This is a genomic window from Pseudomonas sp. HOU2 (assembly GCF_040729435.1).
GTDB lineage: Bacteria > Pseudomonadota > Gammaproteobacteria > Pseudomonadales > Pseudomonadaceae > Aquipseudomonas.
Map to the genome: position 1 here is coordinate 4445712 of NZ_CP160398.1, position 19810 is coordinate 4465521.

At 60.7% G+C, this 19810-nt stretch carries 21 protein-coding genes; 14 read left to right on the forward strand and 7 right to left on the reverse strand.

Annotation, left to right across the window (positions count from 1 at the left end; translation table 11 throughout):
- The first annotated feature begins 118 nt into the window (after positions 1 to 118).
- From ABV589_RS19990 to ABV589_RS20010, 5 genes are all read left to right on the forward strand, one after another.
- A complete protein-coding gene (locus ABV589_RS19990) occupies positions 119 to 1513 on the forward strand; it encodes a PhoH family protein (RefSeq protein ID WP_007965210.1) in 1395 nt (464 codons plus the stop codon).
- Positions 1514 to 1769: 256 nt separating this feature from the next.
- Positions 1770 to 2243 (forward strand): cyclic pyranopterin monophosphate synthase MoaC, encoded by a 474-nt coding sequence (gene moaC / locus ABV589_RS19995; RefSeq protein WP_367083210.1) that lies wholly within the window; start codon positions 1770 to 1772, stop codon positions 2241 to 2243.
- The gene (gene moaD, locus ABV589_RS20000) at positions 2240 to 2482 is read left to right on the forward strand and encodes a molybdopterin converting factor subunit 1 (protein WP_007965206.1); all 243 of its coding nucleotides are present in this window, start codon (positions 2240 to 2242) and stop codon (positions 2480 to 2482) included. Before moaC ends, moaD begins: the two co-directional genes overlap by 4 nt.
- A 3-nt stretch (positions 2483 to 2485) precedes the next feature.
- Positions 2486 to 2938: a molybdopterin synthase catalytic subunit MoaE gene (gene moaE / locus ABV589_RS20005; protein WP_007965204.1), complete on the forward strand. Its 453-nt coding sequence runs from the start codon at positions 2486 to 2488 to the stop codon at positions 2936 to 2938.
- A gap of 263 nt (positions 2939 to 3201) precedes the next feature.
- On the forward strand, positions 3202 to 3978 hold the full coding sequence (locus ABV589_RS20010; protein WP_367083212.1) for an ABC transporter substrate-binding protein: 777 nt from the start codon (positions 3202 to 3204) through the stop codon (positions 3976 to 3978).
- A 124-nt stretch (positions 3979 to 4102) separates the two neighbouring features.
- Here ABV589_RS20010 and ABV589_RS20015 read toward each other — a convergent pair whose 3' ends face one another.
- The 5 genes from ABV589_RS20015 to ABV589_RS20035 all read right to left on the reverse strand — a co-directional run bounded on the left by ABV589_RS20015 (position 4103) and on the right by ABV589_RS20035 (position 9393).
- Positions 4103 to 4729, reverse strand: coding sequence for a transcriptional regulator (locus ABV589_RS20015; protein WP_108589922.1), 627 nt, complete (start codon positions 4727 to 4729; stop codon positions 4103 to 4105).
- Between the two features lie 92 nt (positions 4730 to 4821).
- Complete coding sequence (locus ABV589_RS20020) at positions 4822 to 5949, reverse strand: FAD-binding oxidoreductase (protein ID WP_367083214.1); 1128 nt, start codon at positions 5947 to 5949, stop codon at positions 4822 to 4824.
- Positions 5950 to 6086: 137 nt separating this feature from the next.
- The gene (locus tag ABV589_RS20025; protein WP_367083216.1) at positions 6087 to 7031 is read right to left on the reverse strand and encodes an ornithine cyclodeaminase family protein; all 945 of its coding nucleotides are present in this window, start codon (positions 7029 to 7031) and stop codon (positions 6087 to 6089) included.
- A 136-nt stretch (positions 7032 to 7167) separates the two neighbouring features.
- Positions 7168 to 8640 (reverse strand): ATP-dependent RNA helicase RhlB, encoded by a 1473-nt coding sequence (rhlB, locus tag ABV589_RS20030; protein ID WP_367083217.1) that lies wholly within the window; start codon positions 8638 to 8640, stop codon positions 7168 to 7170.
- A 96-nt stretch (positions 8641 to 8736) separates the two neighbouring features.
- The gene (locus ABV589_RS20035; RefSeq protein WP_367083219.1) at positions 8737 to 9393 is read right to left on the reverse strand and encodes an alpha/beta fold hydrolase; all 657 of its coding nucleotides are present in this window, start codon (positions 9391 to 9393) and stop codon (positions 8737 to 8739) included.
- A gap of 468 nt (positions 9394 to 9861) precedes the next feature.
- On the opposite strand from ABV589_RS20035, the gene ABV589_RS20040 reads away from it, so the two are divergent.
- From ABV589_RS20040 to ABV589_RS20080, 9 genes are all read left to right on the forward strand, one after another.
- Complete coding sequence (locus ABV589_RS20040; RefSeq protein WP_007965188.1) at positions 9862 to 10893, forward strand: amino acid ABC transporter substrate-binding protein; 1032 nt, start codon at positions 9862 to 9864, stop codon at positions 10891 to 10893.
- Positions 10894 to 10958: 65 nt separating this feature from the next.
- The gene (locus ABV589_RS20045; protein WP_367083221.1) at positions 10959 to 12140 is read left to right on the forward strand and encodes an amino acid ABC transporter permease; all 1182 of its coding nucleotides are present in this window, start codon (positions 10959 to 10961) and stop codon (positions 12138 to 12140) included.
- A gap of 10 nt (positions 12141 to 12150) precedes the next feature.
- A complete protein-coding gene (locus ABV589_RS20050; protein WP_095667440.1) occupies positions 12151 to 13248 on the forward strand; it encodes an amino acid ABC transporter permease in 1098 nt (365 codons plus the stop codon).
- 13 nt (positions 13249 to 13261) lie between these two features.
- Positions 13262 to 14026 (forward strand): amino acid ABC transporter ATP-binding protein, encoded by a 765-nt coding sequence (locus ABV589_RS20055; RefSeq protein WP_003221897.1) that lies wholly within the window; start codon positions 13262 to 13264, stop codon positions 14024 to 14026.
- Positions 14027 to 14260: 234 nt separating this feature from the next.
- Positions 14261 to 14920 carry a FadR/GntR family transcriptional regulator gene (locus tag ABV589_RS20060; RefSeq protein WP_367083222.1) on the forward strand — a complete coding sequence of 220 codons (660 nt, stop codon included), beginning with the start codon at positions 14261 to 14263 and terminating at the stop codon, positions 14918 to 14920.
- Positions 14910 to 16196 (forward strand): CynX/NimT family MFS transporter, encoded by a 1287-nt coding sequence (locus tag ABV589_RS20065; RefSeq protein WP_007965178.1) that lies wholly within the window; start codon positions 14910 to 14912, stop codon positions 16194 to 16196. Before ABV589_RS20060 ends, ABV589_RS20065 begins: the two co-directional genes overlap by 11 nt.
- Positions 16197 to 16430: 234 nt before the next feature.
- Positions 16431 to 16901: a nuclear transport factor 2 family protein gene (locus ABV589_RS20070; RefSeq protein ID WP_367083223.1), complete on the forward strand. Its 471-nt coding sequence runs from the start codon at positions 16431 to 16433 to the stop codon at positions 16899 to 16901.
- Positions 16902 to 16940: 39 nt separating this feature from the next.
- Positions 16941 to 17243 (forward strand): GIY-YIG nuclease family protein, encoded by a 303-nt coding sequence (locus ABV589_RS20075; protein WP_367083225.1) that lies wholly within the window; start codon positions 16941 to 16943, stop codon positions 17241 to 17243.
- Between the two features lie 84 nt (positions 17244 to 17327).
- Positions 17328 to 18263, forward strand: coding sequence for a glutathione S-transferase family protein (locus tag ABV589_RS20080; RefSeq protein WP_367083226.1), 936 nt, complete (start codon positions 17328 to 17330; stop codon positions 18261 to 18263).
- 162 nt (positions 18264 to 18425) lie between these two features.
- On the opposite strand, the gene ABV589_RS20085 is transcribed toward ABV589_RS20080, so the two are convergent.
- Complete coding sequence (locus tag ABV589_RS20085) at positions 18426 to 18776, reverse strand: glutaredoxin family protein (protein ID WP_115986579.1); 351 nt, start codon at positions 18774 to 18776, stop codon at positions 18426 to 18428.
- A complete protein-coding gene (gene yejK, locus ABV589_RS20090) occupies positions 18776 to 19780 on the reverse strand; it encodes a nucleoid-associated protein YejK (RefSeq protein ID WP_027610948.1) in 1005 nt (334 codons plus the stop codon). The genes ABV589_RS20085 and yejK overlap by 1 nt, the downstream gene beginning before the upstream one ends.
- Between the last annotated feature and the right edge of the window lie 30 nt (positions 19781 to 19810).

Below are 19810 nucleotides of genomic sequence, written 5' to 3' on the forward strand. Positions count from 1 at the left end.
TCCAAGACTCCTTTTGTGTGCAGTTCATCCAGGCCCTCGTGGATGAATTCGGCAGTCACTTCGAGGCGCAGCACCGCCCAGGTATTGCGTCGAATGGCTCCCACAAAGGTGACCGAGTATGGATGATCACGGACGTAGCCCTTCTTCCAACCAGCCAATCCTTTATGTACTCGATACCAACGTATTGATTCACGATCCAAATGCCCTGCTGAATTTCGAAGAACACCACGTCGCGATCCCGATGACCGTGCTTGAAGAGCTGGACAAGCTCAAGAGCGGCCATCACAGCGTTGCTGCCGAATGCCGTCAGGCCATCCGGCTGATCGACAAGACCCTGGGCGATGCCTCCCCCGAGGACGTCGAGCTGGGTGTGCCGATCCAGCGCGGCAAGGGCGGGCCAAAGGGCTTGCTGTCAATTCTGATGAGCAAACAGGCCGAGTCGAACCTGATTCTGCCCGAGCATCTGAACGACAACAAAATCATCAACCAGTTGATCGATCTGCACACCCGTGATCCGAAGAAGGCCGTGGTGCTGGTCACCAAAGACATCAACATGCGCCTGAAGGCGCGCGCCTGCGGCATCGATGCCGAGGACTACAGCACCGACCAGTTGGTCGATGACGTGTCCCTGCTGCCCAACGGCTACCACAACATGACCGGCTCCTTCTGGGACCGCGTCAGCAAAGTCGAAACCCGTCAGGATCACGGCCGCACCTGGCATCAGGTGCAGTTGATCGACAACCTGCCGGCGGTGCACATCAACGAGTTCATCATTGACGAACAAGGCTTTGTCGGCTGGATCAAGGAAATTCAGGAAGACAGGCTGCTGATCCTCGATTTGCATCAGGAACCGCTGTTGCATCAGGAAGCCTGGGGTCTCAAACCACGGGACATCTACCAGAGTCTGGCGCTGTACGCCTTGCTGGATCCGGACATTCACCTGGTCAACCTTTCGGGTGCAGCGGGTTCCGGTAAAACCATTCTGGCGCTGGCCGCAGCGATTGAGCAGACCATGGTCAGCAAACGCTATCGCCGGATCATCGCGACCCGCAGCGTGCAGGGCCTGGATCAGGAAATCGGCTTCCTGCCCGGCACCGAAGCGGAAAAAATGGAGCCTTGGCTGGGCGCCATCACCGACAACCTCGAAGCCTTGCACATGGATGACGAAAACACCCATGGCAGCGTCGACTACATCCTCAGCAAAGTGCCGTTGCAGTTCAAATCGCTCAACTACATTCGCGGTCGCAGCTTCCAGCAGAGCCTGATCCTGATCGACGAATGCCAGAACCTCACGCCGCACCAGATGAAAACCATCATCACCCGGGCCGGCGCCGGTTCCAAAGTGGTGTGCCTGGGCAACCTGGCGCAAATCGACACCCCTTACCTGTCCGCGACCAGCTCCGGGCTGACCTACCTGACCGAACGCTTCAAGGATTTCCCCAACGGTGTGCACATCACCCTGCAAGGGGTGCCACGCTCGATTCTGGCCGAATACGCCGAATCGCATCTGTAACCCTTCCCACAAAACCGGGCGGCCCAAAAGCCGCCCGGTTTTTTATGCCTGAACCACAAATCCCTTGATTGATGCCAGCCTGATGAACACCACCGATCCACTGTAGGAGCTGCCGCAGGCTGCGATCTTTTGACTTTGATTGTTAAAAACAAGATCAAAAGATCGCAGCCTGCGGCAGCTCCTACACGAAGAATTCGTGCGTGCGGAAATTTGACCCGAAGGTTTACAATCCACGCTCCTGATCAGGAGTAATCCCGTGCTGACTCATCTCGATTCACAAGGTCGCGCCAACATGGTCGACGTCACCGAAAAAGCCGTGACGTTCCGTGAGGCGACGGCCCAGGCGCTGGTGCGCATGCTCCCCGAAACCCTGCAGATGATCGTCAGCGGCGGCCATCCCAAGGGCGACGTGTTTGCCGTGGCGCGCATTGCCGGCATTCAGGCGGCGAAGAAAACCAGTGATCTGATTCCGCTGTGCCATCCGCTGATGCTGACCGGGGTCAAGGTCGAACTCAGCGCTGAGGGCGCCGACAGCGTGCGCATCGTCGCCCGCTGCAAACTGTCCGGGCAGACCGGCGTGGAGATGGAGGCGCTGACCGCCGCCAGTGTTGCCGCCCTGACCCTCTACGACATGTGCAAAGCCGTCGATCGCGGCATGACCATCGAAAGCGTGAAACTGCTGGAGAAGGTCGGCGGCAAGAGCGGGCATTTTCAGGCGGAGCAGCCATGAAGCTGACGGTTAAATTCTTTGCCCGTTATCGTGAAGCGCTGGGCGTGGACGCGGTCGAGGTCGAAGGCGATTTCGCCACGGTCGACGCTGTGCGTGCGCTGCTCGCGCAACGTGATGGCGCCGAGGTGCTCAGCGAACAGAACCTGATGTGCGCGCGCAACGAAGACCTGTGCCAGCTCGACGAGCCGGTGAGCGATGGCGACGAAGTGGCGTTTTTTCCCACTGTGACCGGAGGCTGAAGCATGGCGATTCGGGTGCAGTCCACGGCGTTCGATCCCGGCGCTGAGGTCAACGCGATGCACGCGGCGAATGTCGGTGTCGGCGCGGTGGTGAGCTTTGTCGGCTACGTGCGCGACTTCAATGACGGGCTGGATGTGGCCGGGATGTTCCTCGAACATTATCCGGGCATGACCGAAAAAGCCTTGGGCAAGATCGCCGTCGAAGCCGAACAGCGCTGGCCGTTGCTGAAGCTCGAAGTGCTGCACCGCATCGGCGCGCTGGAGCCGGGTGAACCGATTGTGTTTGTCGGCGCGGCCAGCGCCCATCGCCAGGCGGCATTCGACGCCTGCGCCTTCGTCATGGACTACCTGAAAACCCGCGCCCCGTTCTGGAAGAAAGAGAACACCAGCGACGGCCCGCGTTGGGTCGAAGGGCGTGACAGTGATCATGCTGCTGCGGATCGCTGGAAGAAGTAATCTCTGCATCGCCCTTTAGTCAGCCATCGCTGGCAAGCCAGCTCCCACAGTGTTTTGTGTCGTGCACATATTTTATGTACACCACTGAACCGTGTGGGAGCTGGCTTGCCAGCGATGAGGCCATCTGCAACACCACAACCTCTCTTTCCTCTAATTGACGATTTGTACACATCAGTCCAATATGGATTTATAAGTACAAAAAAACCATTTCAGCTCTTTTCTTCTGTCTTGCCAAACCAACAACAACCCGCGAGAGAACGAACATGAAGAAACTCCCCCTGATCACCGGTCTGGCCCTGAGCCTGTTGGCGTGCACCAGCTCGTTTGCCGCCGAGAAAACCCTGCGCATCGGCATCGAGGCCGCTTATCCGCCGTTCGCCTCGAAAACCGACAAGGGCGAGATCGTCGGTTTCGATTACGACATCGGCAACGCCCTGTGCGCGCAGATGAAGGTCAAGTGTGTGTGGGTCGAGGGTGAGTTCGATGGCCTGATCCCTTCGCTGAAAGTGAAGAAAATCGACATGGCGCTGTCGTCGATGACCATCAACGAAGACCGCAAAAAGTCGGTGGATTTCACCCACAAGTACTACTTCACCTCGTCGCGGCTGGTGATGAAGGAAGGCGCCACGGTCGATGACCAGTACGCGAGCCTCAAGGGCAAGACCGTCGGCGTCCAGCGCGCGACCACCACCGACCGTTATGCCACCGAAGTGTTCGAACCGAAGGGCATCAACGTCAAGCGCTACGGCAACAACGAAGAAATCTACATGGACCTGGCGGCCGGGCGGCTCGATGCGATTTTTGCCGACACCATTCCGCTGACCGACTTCCTGTCGATGCCACGCGGCAAGGGCTATGCGTTTGTCGGGCCGGAGCTGAAGGATCCGAAGTACGTGGGCGAGGGAGCGGGGATCGCGGTGCGCAAGGGCAATACCGAGCTGGTCGGCGAGTTGAACACGGCCATCGACGGGATTCGGGCGAGTGGCGAGTATCAGAAGATTTCCCAGAAGTACTTCAAGTCTGACATCTACGGCGACTGACAATCCGCTATCGCTGGCAAGCCAGCTCCCACAGTGACCGAGTCGTGCACAGATTTTGTGTACACCAAAAAAACTGTGGGAGCTGGCTTGCCAGCGATGGGGCCGGAACCGCCAATGCAGATCTTCAGCCCTTCAATTCCTTCAAATGCTTGTACACCGTCGCCCGCCCCATGTTCAGCACATTGGCCACATAGTTCGAGGCGCTCTTGCCCTTGAACGCGCCTTCGGCGTGCAGCGCCAGCACCAGTTCGCGCTTGTGATCGCGGGTCAGCAGATTCAGGCTCAGCTGGCGCTCGCGCAGCCAGGCGTGGAGGAAGGTGTTGATGCGTTCCTGCCAGTCATCGCGAAACAGTGAATCCGGCTGCGGGATCAGCTTGCTCGGCGACAGGAACAGGTCGAGCGCGGCCTTGGCATTCTCGAACAGCGAAATATTCAGGTTGATGCACAGAACTGCCAGCGGCCGCTCTTCGCTGTCGCGCAGCACGGTGCTCAGGCTGCGGATTTTCTGGCCGTCCCAATTCAATTTTTCATAAGGCCCGATGTTCCGCTCGCTGACGTCCTCGCTGAGCATGTCTTCAAGCGATGAATCGTCGCCGATCTCGCGCTTGGACAGGTTGTTGGCGATGTAGTCGACCTTCTGTGTGCGCAGGTCGTGCAGCACCACTTCGGCGTGCGGAAAGAACAGCGTGGCGATGGCGTCGGCGATGGCACGGAAGTTATCCAGTGCCGGATCGAATTCGGGGGCGGTCATGATTGTGGAGCTCCAGGCGGCGTCAGCGCCCCCGTGCACGGGGGCGCTGCGAGTGTGCCGCAATCCGTTGGGCGCGTCATCCGCAGGGGGCATCAGCGCAGTCGTGAAAGAGAGAGCATGGCGCTGCTCAGACCGAACTGCTGCAACGACTCAGGCAACGGCTCACCGCGTACCAACGCCGCACTGGCCTGGCCCATGGCCGGTGAGGTCTGAATGCCGTAACCGCCCTGCGCTGCGACCCAGAACAGCCCCGGCACCTGCGGATCGAAACCGCTGAGCAGATCACCGTCGGCGACGAAGCTGCGCAGTCCGGCCCAGGTGCGGGTCGGGCGGCGGATGGTCAGGGTCGTGGCTTCTTCGATCTGGTAGATGCCCATGGCGATGTCCAGTTCCTCCGGCTGCACGTCGTGGGGTTCGACCGGGTCGGCGTTGGCCGGCGAGCCGAGGAACATGCCGGCGTCGGGCTTCATGTAGAACGATTCGTCGAGGCTGACCAGCATCGGCCAGTGATGAATGTCCACGCCCTCGGGGCCGGCGAAAATGAACGCCGCGCGGCGCTTGGGTTGCAGGCCCAACGCTGGTGCGCCGGCCAGTGCACCGATCTGGTCGGCCCAGGCACCGGCGGCGTTGATGATGACCGAAGCGCTGAAGGTCTGGCCGTTGGTTTGCACCTGCCAGAGGCCAGCGGCGTCGCGCGTCAGACCCAGCACCTCGCAGTCGGTGTGCACTTCGCCATTGTTGCGGCGGATACCGCGCAGGTAACCCTGGTGCAGGGCGTCGGTGTCAATGTCGCTGGCGGTCGGGTCGTAGATCGCGCCGTGGACTTTTTCCCGACGCAGAATCGGCAGACGGGCGCAGGCTTCATCGGCGCTGAGCAACTGCATCTCCGGCACCGTGGCCTTGGCGCTGAGGTACTGGTTGTTCAGTTCGGCGGCATCACCGGTGAAATCCACGGTCATTTCGCCGCGCGGTGTGAGCAGCGGATGCTCGCAGAAGCCACTCGGCGGGTTATCGAAAAACTCGCGGCTGGCCAGGGTCAGCGCGCGCACCTGCGGCGTGCCGTAGGCTGCGGTGTACAACGCCGCCGAGCGACCGGTGGAGTGATAGGCCGGGTGCGACTCACGCTCCAGCACAATCACTTTGGCGTGGGGCGACAGCCAGAAACCGGTGGAAGCACCGGCAATCCCGCCGCCGATGATGATGAAGTCTGCCTGGCTCATGAAAGTCTCCTGAGTCATTAAGGTTCCCGGTAGGAGCTGACGAGTGAAACGAGGCTGCGATCTTTTGATCTTGTCTTTTGAACATCAAAAGATCGCAGCCTCGTTTCACTCGTCAGCTCCTACAGGGGATCGAGGTGTCAGTGCGTGAGGTGATAAACCGCATTGGCCAACGCGATGTCTTCCAGGCCCAGGCCGATCGAGCGGAAAAACACGTGACGGTCGTAACCGGGGCGCGGCACTTTCTCGCTGAGCAGGTCGGCCAGGTCACCGACAATCGCAGACTTGTCCCAGCCATGCTGTTCGGTCGCGATCAACATCTCACCCGCCGAACCCGGTGTGGTCAGACGATAGTCACAGAACACCTGCATGTCGCCCAGGCTTTGCGGTGGCACCTCATGGGCGCGTGGCGCGTTGGTGCTGATCGAGGTGATCAGCGCCGGTTTGCTCAAGGTCGCCGGATCGATCACCGGGCTAGCGGACGAGGTGCAAAGCATGATCACGTCAGCATCGTGCACGGCGGTTTCGCGGCTGTCGGCGATCTGCACCCCCGGGAATATCTCCTGCAGTTGCGCACGGGTTTCAGCGTCTTCAGACAGGCTCGGCGAATACACGCTGATGCTCTGCCAGTCACGCAAACCTTTCACGTAATGCAGATGCGCCTGGGCAACCTTGCCGCTGCCGATGATCGCCAGTCGTGAGGCATTCAGCGGGGCGAGGGCATCGACCGCCACCGCAGTGGTCGCGGCGGTACGGGCGGTGGTCAGTTCGCCGGCATCGCACAGCAGCAACGGCTGGCCGGTTTTCATCGACATCAACAGCGTCCACGCCGTGACCAGTGGCCCTTGCTCGCGGACGATGTACGGCGAGGTTTTCACGCCGTACACGCCATCCTCGGCCAACACCCCCAGATAGTTGATGAAGTCGCCGGCGCCCTGCGGAAACTCAACCAATTGCTGCGCCGGTTGCACGGCGTGACCGGCGGCGAGGTCGCGGAACAGTTTGCGCAGGATCTGCGGCACGTCGATGCGCGCCAGCAGCTCGCGGGCCTGGGTTTGGTCGATCACGCAGGGTGTACTGGACATGTCAGGCTCCACCATCTGGAAATAAACTAATTTGTCTATTATGGACTTTTAGTTTTCTATCGCAAGCACCTGCTGAAACGCCGGGCAAAAAAAAGCGCAGTCCGTCGCCGGCTGCGCTTTTTTCGTCACAGATCGCTTATTGCGGCTGCGGACGCTTGCGTTCCACTGCACGCAACAAGTGAGTCGGCGGTGTTTCACAGCTGATCTTGCGACCGAGCTTCTCTTCGATCGACGGCAACTGGTAGGAGTCGTCTTCACCGGCGAAGCTGATGGATACGCCATCAGCGCCCGCGCGACCGGTACGGCCGATGCGGTGCACGTAGTCGTCCGGGACTTCCGGCAGGGTGAAGTTGATCACATGACTGATACCGTCGATGTGGATGCCGCGACCGGCGACATCGGTGGCCACCAGTACGCGAATCTTGCCTTCACGGAAGCCTTCGAGGGTCTTGATGCGCTTGTGCTGCGGCACGTCGCCGGACAGTTGCGCGGCGTTGATGCCATCGCGCACCAGGCGCTCCTCGATGCGACGCACTTCGTCCTTGCGGTTGGCGAATACGATCACGCGTTCCCAGCCGTTGTCGTTGACCAGGTTGAACAGCAACTTGTACTTGTCCGCACCGGCCACCGCATAGATGTGCTGCTCGACGTTTTCGTTGGCCACGTTGGTGACTTCGATTTCGACGATTGCCGGATCGGTGGTCCATTGCTTGGCCAGGTTCATCACGTCTTCGGTGAAGGTCGCGGAGAACAGCAGGGTCTGACGCTCGGACTTCGGCGGGGTCTGGCGAATGATCTGCCGCACTTGCGGGATGAAGCCCATGTCGAGCATGCGGTCGGCTTCGTCCAGCACCATCACTTCGACCATGTCCAGGTGCACGTCGCCGCGCTGGTTGAAGTCGAGCAGACGGCCCGGGGTGGCGACGAGGATGTCGCAGTGGCGCGCTTCGAGGTGCTTGAGCTGCTTGTCGAAGTCCATGCCGCCGACGAACGTCATCACGTTGAGGCCGGTGTACTTGGTCAGGTCGGCCGCATCCTTGGCGATCTGCACCACCAGCTCACGGGTCGGCGCGATGATCAGCGCACGGGGTTCGCCCATGTAGCGCTCTTTCGGCGGCGGCGTCTGCAGCAACTGGGTGATGATCGAGATCAGGAACGCGGCGGTCTTGCCGGTGCCGGTCTGCGCGCGACCGATGGCGTCTTTGCCGGCGAGGGTGAAACCCAGCACCTGCGCCTGGATCGGCGTGCAGTACGGGAAACCCAGATCCTGGATGGCGTGCATCAGTTCCGGAGCGAGTTTGAAATCGTGGAAGCGGGTTTTGCCTTCCTGTGGCTCGACGACGAAGTCTTCGAGTTTCCAGGGGATGACCGGTGCCTTGGGCTTCGGTTCGCGGCGCGGCCGGGGTGGTTTCGGCGCTTCGGCGCGGACCGGTTCGGTGGCGCTGGCGGGTTTCGGCTCGGGCTGGGGTGTCGCTACCGGAGCCGGACGTTCAGCCTTGGGTGCATCGCTGCGAGGGCCGGGGGCGTGCGACGGCGCACTGGGGACTGGCGCGAGCTGCTCAGCCTCGCTTTTACCGAACATTTTCTTGAGTGCTTCGAGCACGGTCATCTCATCAATTGGTTAAGGAATGTACGCCGGCCAGTGTAATGCAAGAAACGGGCGCGGCGTAGTGGGACGGATCAAAGGGTTTTTAAACGTTCAGATTCAACGCAGGCGTTCGCCCAGCCAGACGCCGATGTCGCGAATTTCTTCGGGTAACACTTCGTGCTCCATTGGGTATTCCTGCCATGTCACGGTGACACCATGCTTCACCAGATGCTCGTAAGCACTGCGGCCCATGGAGTTCTGCACCACGCCATCGAACTGGCCGTGCAGGCACAGCGCTGGAATGCGCTGCTGACTGGCTGAAAGCTCCATCTCGTCAGTGAAGGTCGGGGCGTAGGTGGACAGGGCAAGTACGCCACCCAGCGGACCTTGCCACTTTATATAAGCGGTGTGCAGAACAACGGCGCCGCCCTGGGAAAACCCGGCGAGAAAAATCCGCGAAGCGTCTATTCCGCTGGCGCGCTCCTTTTCGATCAATTCAATGATGCGATCCGCCGATGCTTCCAACTGCTCACGGTCAATCGACCGTGCCGGGCTCATGGCCTTGATGTCGTACCAACTCGGCATCGCATAACCGCCATTGATGGTGACGGGCAGGGTCGGCGCCTGCGGCAAGACAAAGCGTGTCGTCAGCAGGCTTTCCTGCAGCGCTTCGGCCACCGGCAAAAAGTCATAGCGGTCAGCGCCGAGGCCGTGCAGCCAGATAACGCAGGCGTCTGCAGGCTTTACGGGTTCAAGAATCAGGGGCTCGGTCATGGCTGCTCCAAAAATGTGCGGGCGCTCTCAATAAGTGCGTGATTTGCGTGCGCGCCCGGTCGATCCGTTAACAAGATGTCGCAAGGCTACAAGTTTTGCTATTGACCTGTCGCGCAATCGCTTCAGCAAGCGGTGTGGTACGGGCTTTGCTATGGCTCTCAGCGTGCAACCGATCTCGCGTGCGGCGGTAACACTATCAGTGTACGTCGTGCGATGGGATTGCAAAGAATCCGGTGATGGATGTTCGCCAATGGCCGCTACGGGCAAAGCGAACGTGAAAGGGCTACAGCCCGTTCGGCCGATTGGTGAGAAGTGAGTTGTCCATGATGTGGATTTTCTCCTACTAGACTCATAGCGAAGGTCTTACGTCGGTTGACCCCAAAAAAAGCCAACACGGGTCAACAACGCCTCAAAAGGGTGCGACTGGACTCAAGCTCCGACACAACAAGAGCAAAACTGGAGGTTTGAATGAAGATGTTGAAATCCACTCTGGCGGTCGTGACTGCAGCAGCAGTACTCGGCGTCAGCGGGTTCGCTCAGGCGGGTGCAACCCTGGATGCCGTGCAGAAGAAAGGTTTCGTGCAATGCGGCGTGAGCGACGGTCTGCCAGGTTTCTCGGTGCCGGACGCTTCGGGCAAGATCCTCGGGATCGACGCTGACGTCTGCCGCGCTGTGGCCGCTGCCGTATTCGGCGACGCCAACAAGGTCAAGTTCAGCCAGTTGAACGCCAAGGAGCGCTTCACCGCGCTGCAGTCCGGCGAAATCGACCTGCTCTCGCGCAACACCACCATGACCAGCTCGCGTGACGCCGGCATGGGTCTGAAATTCCCGGGCTTCATCACTTACTACGACGGCGTGGGCTTCCTGGCCAACAACAAGCTCGGCGTGAAAAGTGCCAAGGAACTGGACGGTGCAACCATCTGCATCCAGGCAGGTACTACCACCGAGCTGAACGTGTCCGACTACTTCCGCGCCAACGGCCTGAAGTACACCCCGATTACTTTCGACACCTCCGATGAAAGCGCCAAGTCGCTGGAATCCGGTCGTTGCGACGTGCTGACCTCCGACAAGTCGCAGCTGTACGCACAGCGCAGCAAATTGGCCTCGCCAAAAGACTACGTGGTGCTGCCGGAAACCATCTCCAAAGAACCGCTGGGCCCGGTCGTGCGTAATGGCGACGACGAGTGGCTGGCGATCGTGCGCTGGGTGGGTTACGCGCTGCTGAACACTGAAGAAGCCGGCGTGACCTCGAAAAACGTGCTGGAAGAAGCCAAGTCCACCAAGAACCCGGACGTCGCTCGTCTGCTGGGTGCTGACGGTGAATACGGCAAGGACCTGAAACTGCCGAAGGACTGGGTTGTGAAGATCGTTTCGCAGGTCGGTAACTACGGTGAAATCTTCGAGAAAAACCTCGGCAAGAGCACTCCGCTGGAAATCGACCGTGGCCTGAACGCGCTGTGGACCAACGGCGGCATTCAGTACGCACCACCAGTGCGCTAATGGTTCTATCACCCGGCGGGCCAACCGCCGGGTGATGTTCTGTTCCATTTCTTCCGGGGCACTTCATGCAAAATTCAATCGGCGCACCAAAGCAGAGGCTCAGCCTCAGCGATCCGCGAGTGCGTGCGTGGCTGTTTCAGATCATCACCGTCGTGGCGGTGGTCGCCATGGGCTGGTATCTGTTCGACAACACCCAGACCAACCTGCAACACCGGGGCATCACCTCCGGTTTCAGCTTTCTGGAGCGCAGTGCCGGGTTCGGCATCGCTCAGCACCTGATCTCCTACACCGAAGCGGACAGCTACGCTCGGGTGTTCGTGATCGGCCTGCTCAACACCCTGTTGGTGACCTTCATCGGCGTGATCCTGGCGACTCTGCTGGGCTTCATCATCGGTGTGGCGCGGCTGTCGCCGAACTGGATCATCAGCAAACTGGCGACCGTGTATGTGGAAGTGTTCCGCAACATTCCGCCGCTGCTGCAGATCCTGTTCTGGTACTTCGCGGTGTTCCTGACCATGCCGGGACCGCGCAACAGCCACAACTTCGGCGACACCTTCTTTGTCAGCAGCCGGGGCCTGAACATGCCGGCCGCGCAAATGGCTGACGGTTTCTGGGCGTTCGTCATCAGTGTGGTGCTGGCCATCGTCGCCATCGTGCTGATGTGCCGCTGGGCCAACAAGCGTTTCGAAGACACCGGCGTACCGTTTCACAAGTTCTGGACTGGCCTGGCGATCCTGCTGGTGATCCCGACCCTGTGCGCGCTGATCTTCGGCGCTCCGCTGCATTGGGAACTGCCGCAGCTCAAGGGCTTCAACTTCGTCGGCGGCTGGGTGCTGATCCCGGAACTGCTGGCGCTGACCCTCGCGCTGACCGTGTACACCGCCGCGTTCATTGCGGAAATCGTCCGTTCGGGAATCAAGTCGGTCAGCCATGGCCAGACCGAAGCGGCGCGTTCGCTCGGCCTGCGCAACGGCCCGACCCTGCGCAAGGTGATCATTCCACAAGCCCTGCGGGTGATCATTCCGCCACTGACCAGCCAATACCTGAACCTGGCGAAGAACTCGTCGCTGGCCGCCGGTATCGGTTATCCGGAAATGGTTTCGCTGTTCGCCGGCACCGTGCTCAACCAGACCGGTCAGGCGATCGAAGTCATTGCCATCACCATGAGCGTGTACCTGGCGATCAGTATCAGCATTTCCCTGCTGATGAACTGGTACAACAAGCGCATTGCGCTGATCGAGCGGTGAGGAAACGCGCATGACAACCCATACTTTCAAACCCGACATGCCACCGCCGGCCAAGGTCTTCGGCCCGATGGCGTGGATACGCGCGAACATGTTCTCCAGCTGGCTCAACACCCTGCTGACCCTGTTTGCGTTCTACCTGATTTATCTCGTCGTGCCGCCGATCCTCAGTTGGGCGATCCTCGATGCCAACTGGGTCGGCACCACCCGCGCCGACTGCACCAAGGACGGCGCCTGCTGGGTGTTCATTCAGCAGCGTTTCGGCCAGTTCATGTACGGCTACTACCCGGTGGAACTGCGCTGGCGCGTTGACCTCACCGTGTGGCTGGCAGTGCTTGGCGTGGCACCCCTGTTCATCTCGCGCTTCCCGCGCAAAGCGGTGTACGGCCTGAGCTTTCTGGTGATTTACCCGATTGTCGCCTGGTGCCTGCTGCACGGTGGCGTGTTCGGCCTCGACACCGTGGCGACCAGCCAGTGGGGCGGGCTGATGCTGACGCTGGTCATCGCCACGGTCGGTATCGCCGGCGCCTTGCCGCTGGGGATCATTCTGGCGCTGGGCCGACGTTCGAACATGCCGGCGATTCGCGTGGTGTGCGTGACGTTCATCGAGTTCTGGCGTGGCGTGCCGCTGATCACCGTGCTGTTCATGTCCTCGGTGATGCTGCCGCTGTTCCTGCCCGAAGGCATGAACTTCGACAAGCTGCTGCGGGCGTTGATCGGGGTGATCCTGTTCCAGTCGGCCTACGTCGCCGAAGTGGTGCGCGGCGGTCTGCAAGCGATCCCCAAAGGTCAGTACGAAGCGGCTGCGGCGATGGGTCTCGGTTACTGGCGCGCGATGGGCCTGGTGATTCTGCCGCAGGCCTTGAAGCTGGTAATCCCCGGCATCGTCAACACCTTCATTGCGCTGTTCAAGGACACCAGCCTGGTGATCATCATCGGCCTGTTCGACCTGCTCAACAGCGTCAAGCAAGCCGCTGCCGACCCGAAATGGCTGGGCATGGCCACCGAAGGCTACGTGTTCGCCGCTCTGGTGTTCTGGATTTTCTGTTTTGGTATGTCGCGCTATTCCATGCATCTGGAACGCAAGCTCGACACTGGCCACAAGCGTTAGGAGTTCTCTGTAAATGAGCGAAGCAATCAAAAAGCCTGTCGGCCCTGAAGGCATTATCCAGATGCAGGGCGTGAACAAGTGGTACGGCCAGTTCCACGTGCTGAAAGACATCAACCTCAACGTCAAGCAGGGCGAGCGCATCGTCCTGTGCGGTCCGTCGGGTTCCGGCAAGTCGACCACCATCCGCTGCCTCAATCGTCTGGAAGAACACCAGCAGGGTCGCATCGTTGTCGACGGCGTGGAGCTGACCAACGACCTCAAGCAGATCGAAGCGATTCGCCGCGAAGTCGGCATGGTGTTCCAGCACTTCAACCTGTTCCCGCACCTGACCATCCTGCAGAACTGCACGCTGGCGCCGATGTGGGTGCGCAAGATGCCCAAGCGCAAGGCCGAGGAAATCGCCATGCATTACCTGGAGCGCGTACGCATTCCGGAGCAGGCGCATAAATTCCCCGGGCAACTGTCCGGCGGTCAGCAACAGCGCGTGGCGATTGCTCGCGCGCTGTGCATGAAACCGAAAATCATGCTGTTCGACGAACCGACCTCGGCCCTCGACCCGGAGATGGTCAAAGAGGTACTGGACACCATGATCGGCCTCGCCGAAGACGGCATGACCATGCTCTGCGTGACCCACGAAATGGGCTTCGCCCGCACCGTGGCCAACCGGGTGATCTTCATGGACAAGGGCGAGATCGTCGAGCAGGCGGCACCGAATGACTTCTTCGACAATCCGCAGAATGACCGTACCAAGCTGTTCCTGAGCCAGATCCTGCATTGATTCCAGGTTGATGCACCAGACAAACCCGGCCCAGTGCCGGGTTTTCTTTTGCCTGCGATTTTCATTTTTCCCCTGTAGGAGCTGCCGCAGGCTGCGATCTTTTGACGTTGATCGTTAAACACAAGATCAAAAGATCGCAGCCTGCGGCAGCTCCTACACGGGGTTGTATGAACCCGGCCAGCTGACTAAGATGTCAGAAAATTCATCCTATGATTGGATGAAAGGGCGAATTTAATGACAGACATCTCACCTTTGATCAAGCGATCCCTGGTCGATCAGGCTCTGGATCAACTGCGCCAGCGCATCACCGATGGCGTGTGGCAGGTCGGCGAACGGCTGCCGACGGAGCCTGAGCTGTGCGCCGAACTGGGCATCAGTCGCAACACCGTGCGCGAAGCCATGCGCGTGCTGGCGTTTTCCGGGTTGATCGAAATCCGTCAGGGCGATGGCAGTTACCTGCGGGCGGTGGTCGATCCGATGGACACGCTCAAGGCGTTGTCCCGTTGCTCGCTGGAGCAGGCGCGTGAGACCCGGCACATCCTTGAAGTGGAAGCGATCGGCCTGGCCGCGCTGCGTCGCACCGATGAAGACCTGCTCGCCCTGCGCGAAGCGCTCGGCACCAGCGGCAGCCATTACCACGGCGATCTCGACACTTACATTTCCTGCGATCTGGTGTTCCACCGCCGTCTGGTGGACGCCGCGCACAACCCGACCCTCAGCGAGTTGTATCGCTATTTCTCCAGCATCGTCGGCGCGCAATTGCGCCAGACGCTGAACATCGTCCCGCGCCGTCAGGAAGTGTTCGACCTGCACATCGAGTTGCTCGATGCCGTCGAACAACGCGACCCGGAACGGGCCAAAGCCATATCGAGGCAGTTGATCAATGAACCTTGAAAGCGAAAAAAACCTGTCCATCCCCAAAAGAACTGCCGAGCTTGAAGAATTGCTGATCGACGCCGAGGCCGACGACGAGCAAGTGCAGCAAAGCCATCCGCTGGTGCGCCGGCCGTGGCTGTTGCTGCTGGGGCTGATTCTGGTCGCACTGAACCTGCGCCCGGCGCTGTCGAGCATGGCGCCGCTGCTCAGCGAAGTGTCGAAAAGCCTCGGCTTGTCTGCGGCTCAGGCCGGTTTGCTGACCACGCTGCCGGTGCTGTGCCTGGGCTTGTTCGCGCCGCTGGCGCCGATTCTGGCACGGCGTTTCGGCGCCGAGCGGGTGGTGTTGGGGATTCTGCTGACCCTGGCCGCGGGGATCATTGTGCGCAGCAACTTCGGTGAGATCGGGCTGTTTGCAGGTAGCGTGCTTGGCGGTGCGAGCATTGGCATCATCGGTGTGCTGCTGCCGGGCATCGTCAAACGCGACTTCGCCAAACACGCCGGAACCATGACCGGCGTGTACACCATGGCCCTGTGCCTGGGCGCGGCGATGGCGGCGGGTTCGACTGTGCCGTTGAGCGAGCACTTCGACCACAGCTGGGCGCTGGGCCTGGGCTTCTGGGTAATCCCTGCGTTGGTGGCGGCGGTCTTCTGGTTGCCGCAAGTCGGGCAGAAACACGGCGCGCACAACGTCGCCTATCGGGTGCGTGGGCTGCTGCGCGATCCGCTGGCCTGGCAAGTGACCTTGTACATGGGCCTGCAATCGTCGCTGGCGTACATCGTGTTCGGCTGGTTGCCGTCGATCCTGATCGGCCGCGGCCTGACTCCGACTCAGGCCGGGCTGGTGCTGTCCGGCTCGGTGATCATCCAGCTCGCCAGTTCGCTGGCTGCACCGTGGCTGGCGACCCGGGGCAAGGATCAGCGTCTGGCGATCGTGCTGGTGATGGCGCTGACCCTCGGTGGTCTGTTCGGTTGCCTGTATGCGCCGATTGAAGGGCTGTGGGGCTGGGCAATTCTGCTGGGGCTGGGGCAGGGCGGTACGTTCAGCCTGGCGCTGACCCTGATCGTGCTGCGCTCACGGGATTCGCACGTCGCGGCGAACCTGTCGAGCATGTCCCAGGGCTTCGGCTACACCCTGGCGTCGATGGGACCATTCGCGGTCGGCGTGGTGCATGACTGGACCGGCGGCTGGAATGCCGTGGGCTGGATCTTCGGCATCATTGGCGCGGGTGCGATCATTGCTGGCCTGGGTGCCGGGCGTGCGCTGTACGTGCAAGTACAAAGCGAGAAGATCTGACGCGTAACCCTTTTTTGGGGCGTGACATCCCATGTGGGAGCGAGCTTGCTCGCGAAGACGGTGGTTCAGGCACCGATCATGTTGAATGTGCCGGCCTCTTCGCGAGCAAGCTCGCTCCCACAGTTTTTGCGGTGCTTTAAATCTTGCGTGGTATTCGCTGTGCGAATGCCGATAGTGTTTCTGCGGCCTTCAGCTTATCGTGCTGGCAATCTGTCCATTTCCCGGAGTTTGCCCATGAGCGAAGCCCACGCCGCGTTGATCACTCGCTTCTATCAGGCCTTCCAGCGCCTCGACGCCGAGGCCATGGCCGCGTGCTACACAGACGATGTGGTGTTCAGCGATCCGGCCTTCGGTGAGCTGCGCGGGCGCGATGCCGGCGACATGTGGCGCATGCTCACCACCCGCGCCAAGGACTTCTCCCTGACCTTCGACAATGTCCGCGCCGACGAGCGCAGCGGCGGCGCGCACTGGGTAGCGACGTATCTGTTCAGCCAGACCGGCAACGTGGTGATCAACGACATTCAGGCGCGCTTCGTCTTTCGTGACGGCAAGATCTGCGAGCACCACGATCAGTTCGACCTGTGGCGCTGGTCACGCCAGGCCCTCGGGTTCAAAGGTTTGTTGTTGGGCTGGACGCCGCTGGTGCGCAACGCGGTCCGGGCGCAGGCGCTGAAAGGGCTGAAGGCATTTCAGGCCGGTCGCTGATAAGATCGCGGCCTGTTTCCTACACGTCCAGATCCCGAAGTGACCAGCCTCAGCGAAAAACCGGTTGAAGTCGTCGAGCCAGTGAGCAAATCCTGGTTCGTCTACCTCGTGCGCGCGGCCAATGGCTCGCTGTACTGCGGGATCAGCGACGACCCGGTGCGCCGCTTCGCCAAGCATCAAAGCGGCAAGGGCGCACGCTTCTTCCTGTCCAGCCCGGCGCTGGCGCTGGTCTACACCGAGCGTTGCCGCGACAAGAGCGACGCATTGCGTCAGGAACGGCTGATCAAAAAACTGCGCAAGAGCGCCAAGGAATGTCTGGTCGCGTCTTATCAATCTGACTGATCGGTTCCCATCAGGCAGATCTGTAGGCTGCTAATCAAATGCGCGCTAAGCTGCCGACTCACTTTCTGTGCGGCGGAGCCGAGCATGTCCGAGTTGATTCTGCATCATTACCCGACCTCTCCATTTGCCGAAAAGGCTCGCCTGCTGTTGGGTTTCAAAGGCTTGTCCTGGCGCTCGGTGCACATTTCGCCAGTGATGCCCAAGCCGGATCTGACCGCGCTGACTGGCGGCTACCGCAAGACCCCGGTGTTGCAGATCGGCGCCGACATCTATTGCGACACGTCGTTGATCGCCCGTCGTCTGGAGCAGGAAAAAGCCCTGCCGGCGTTTTTCCCCGAAGGCCAGGAAATGACCAGCGCCAGCTTCGCCGCGTGGGCCGATTCCGTGGTGTTCCAGCACGCGGTCAGCCTGGTGTTCCAGCCGGAATCGGTGGCGGTGCGTTTCGGCAAGTTGCCGCCGGAAGCGATCAAGGCGTTCATTGCTGACCGTGCTGGATTGTTCAGTGGTGGCACGGCAACCAAACTGTCCGCCGAGCAGGCCAAGCACCAATGGCCAACGCTCATGGCGCGGCTGGGGCAGCAGCTGCAGCGCGAGCAGGGCGACTTCCTGTTCGGCGAGCCGTCGATTGCCGACTTCGCCCTGGCGCATCCGCTGTGGTTCCTCAAGGCGACGCACGTCACTGCGCCGTTGGTCGATGAATATCCGGCTGTGACTGCCTGGCTGGGGCGTGTGCTGGGCTTTGGTCATGGTGCAGCGAGTGCGATGACTGCCGAGGAGGCGCTGGAAGTCGCGCGCAGTTCCACGCCGGCGGCGCTGCCGGATGAGCAGTTTGTCGATCCGAACGGCTTCAAGGCGGGGCAGCAGGTGGCGATTGCCGCGACAGACTACGGGGTTGACCCGGTGGTGGGTGAGTTGCTGTTTGCTGGCCGCGAAGAGCTGATCCTGCGTCGTGAAGATCCGCGTGGCGGTGGGGTGCATGTGCACTTCCCGCGCTTTGGTTTCCGTATCGAAGCCAAGTAACGGTTACACACAACATCCTGTGGCGAGGGAGCTTGTCGAATCGTCGCACCGTCCCGCTCGACTGCGCAGCAGTCGTAAACCTGCGAACGTGTTCTCGCCCGGAAAAGCGGGGGCCGCTTCGCAGCCCAGCGGGAGCAAGCTCCCTCGCCACAGGTGTGTGTGTTACTTCAGGGCGGCGAGGATCTCGTCCGGGTCGAACCCGCGAATCAACGTGCCATTCACGTCAATCAGCGGAATCCCGCGTCCACCCAGCGCCTCATACGCCTTGCGCGCCTCGGCGTCCTTCTCGATGTCGAATTCCTTGAAGGGAATCCCCTTGCTGTCGAGAAAACGCTTGGTCTGCTTGCAGTAGCCACACCAGTCGGTGGCATACAGCACAACACGGGCCTGCGCCCGCGTCTGCTCGGAGACCATCTGCGACGGGTTGAACACCCGCTCGATTTTGCCCCAGTTCTGATAGACCACCACCACCAGCAGAACCAGCGCAACCTTCTTCAGCACATTGCCGAGCATCAGTTGCGGCGCTTGAGCTGATCGGTGAGCGAGGTCGGCAGGCCCTTGATGATCAGGGTGCCAGCCTCTTCGTCGTACTCGATCTTCGAGCCCAGCAGGTGCGCTTCAAAGCTGATCGACAGGCCTTCAGCGCGGCCGGTGAAGCGGCGGAACTGGTTGAGCGTGCGCTTATCTGCCGGAATCTCCGGCGACAGGCCGTAGTCCTTGTTGCGGATGTGATCGTAGAAGGCTTTCGGCCGTTCTTCGTCAATCAGCTCCGACAGCTCCTCCAGCCCCATCGGCTCGCCGAGCTTGGCCTGGCTGCTGGCGTAATCGACCAGGGTCTTGGTTTTCTCGCGGGCGGAGTCTTCCGGCAGGTCTTCGCTCTCGACGAAGTCGCTGAAGGCCTTGAGCAGGGTGCGGGTCTCGCCCGGGCCATCGACGCCTTCCTGGCAACCGATGAAGTCGCGGAAGTATTCCGAAACCTTCTTGCCGTTCTTGCCCTTGATGAACGAGATGTACTGCTTGGACTGCTTGTTGTTCTGCCACTCGGACACGTTGATCCGCGCCGCCAGGTGCAGCTGGCCGAGGTCGAGGTGGCGCGACGGGGTCACGTCCAGCTCATCGGTCACCGCCACGCCTTCACTGTGGTGCAGCAGGGCGATCGCCAGGTAATCGGTCATGCCTTGCTGATAGTGGGCGAACAGCACGTGGCCGCCGACTGACAGGTTCGATTCTTCCATCAGCTTCTGCAGATGCTCGACCGCGACTTTGCTGAACGCGGCGAAGTCCTTGCCGCCTTCCATGTATTCCTTCAGCCAGCCGCTGAACGGAAACGCACCGGATTCCGGATGGAACAGGCCCCAGGCTTTGCCCTGTTTGGCGTTGTAGCTCTCGTTGAGGTCGGCGAGCATGTTCTCGATGGCCGCGGACTCAGCCAGTTCGGAGTCACGGGCGTGCAGAACTGCGGGCGTGCCGTCGGGTTTTTTGTCGATCAGGTGGACGATGCAATGACGGATCGGCATGGGCTTCTCGGCTGGTGGAAGGGAGGAGGG

What these genes read in the sequence shown, in the direction of transcription:
- ABV589_RS19990 (WP_007965210.1), top strand. Translation starts at nt 119, where the DNA reads ATGGATGATCACGGACGTAGCCCTTCTTCCAACCAGCCAATCCTTTAT.
- moaD (WP_007965206.1), top strand. Translation starts at nt 2,240, where the DNA reads ATGAAGCTGACGGTTAAATTCTTTGCCCGTTATCGTGAAGCGCTGGGC.
- moaE (WP_007965204.1), top strand. Translation starts at nt 2,486, where the DNA reads ATGGCGATTCGGGTGCAGTCCACGGCGTTCGATCCCGGCGCTGAGGTC.
- ABV589_RS20010 (WP_367083212.1), top strand. Translation starts at nt 3,202, where the DNA reads ATGAAGAAACTCCCCCTGATCACCGGTCTGGCCCTGAGCCTGTTGGCG.
- ABV589_RS20015 (WP_108589922.1), bottom strand. Translation starts at nt 4,729, where the DNA reads ATGACCGCCCCCGAATTCGATCCGGCACTGGATAACTTCCGTGCCATC.
- ABV589_RS20020 (WP_367083214.1), bottom strand. Translation starts at nt 5,949, where the DNA reads ATGAGCCAGGCAGACTTCATCATCATCGGCGGCGGGATTGCCGGTGCT.
- ABV589_RS20025 (WP_367083216.1), bottom strand. Translation starts at nt 7,031, where the DNA reads ATGTCCAGTACACCCTGCGTGATCGACCAAACCCAGGCCCGCGAGCTG.
- rhlB (WP_367083217.1), bottom strand. Translation starts at nt 8,640, where the DNA reads ATGACCGTGCTCGAAGCACTCAAGAAAATGTTCGGTAAAAGCGAGGCT.
- ABV589_RS20035 (WP_367083219.1), bottom strand. Translation starts at nt 9,393, where the DNA reads ATGACCGAGCCCCTGATTCTTGAACCCGTAAAGCCTGCAGACGCCTGC.
- ABV589_RS20040 (WP_007965188.1), top strand. Translation starts at nt 9,862, where the DNA reads ATGAAGATGTTGAAATCCACTCTGGCGGTCGTGACTGCAGCAGCAGTA.
- ABV589_RS20045 (WP_367083221.1), top strand. Translation starts at nt 10,959, where the DNA reads ATGCAAAATTCAATCGGCGCACCAAAGCAGAGGCTCAGCCTCAGCGAT.
- ABV589_RS20050 (WP_095667440.1), top strand. Translation starts at nt 12,151, where the DNA reads ATGACAACCCATACTTTCAAACCCGACATGCCACCGCCGGCCAAGGTC.
- ABV589_RS20055 (WP_003221897.1), top strand. Translation starts at nt 13,262, where the DNA reads ATGAGCGAAGCAATCAAAAAGCCTGTCGGCCCTGAAGGCATTATCCAG.
- ABV589_RS20060 (WP_367083222.1), top strand. Translation starts at nt 14,261, where the DNA reads ATGACAGACATCTCACCTTTGATCAAGCGATCCCTGGTCGATCAGGCT.
- ABV589_RS20065 (WP_007965178.1), top strand. Translation starts at nt 14,910, where the DNA reads ATGAACCTTGAAAGCGAAAAAAACCTGTCCATCCCCAAAAGAACTGCC.
- ABV589_RS20070 (WP_367083223.1), top strand. Translation starts at nt 16,431, where the DNA reads ATGAGCGAAGCCCACGCCGCGTTGATCACTCGCTTCTATCAGGCCTTC.
- ABV589_RS20080 (WP_367083226.1), top strand. Translation starts at nt 17,328, where the DNA reads ATGTCCGAGTTGATTCTGCATCATTACCCGACCTCTCCATTTGCCGAA.
- ABV589_RS20085 (WP_115986579.1), bottom strand. Translation starts at nt 18,776, where the DNA reads ATGCTCGGCAATGTGCTGAAGAAGGTTGCGCTGGTTCTGCTGGTGGTG.
- yejK (WP_027610948.1), bottom strand. Translation starts at nt 19,780, where the DNA reads ATGCCGATCCGTCATTGCATCGTCCACCTGATCGACAAAAAACCCGAC.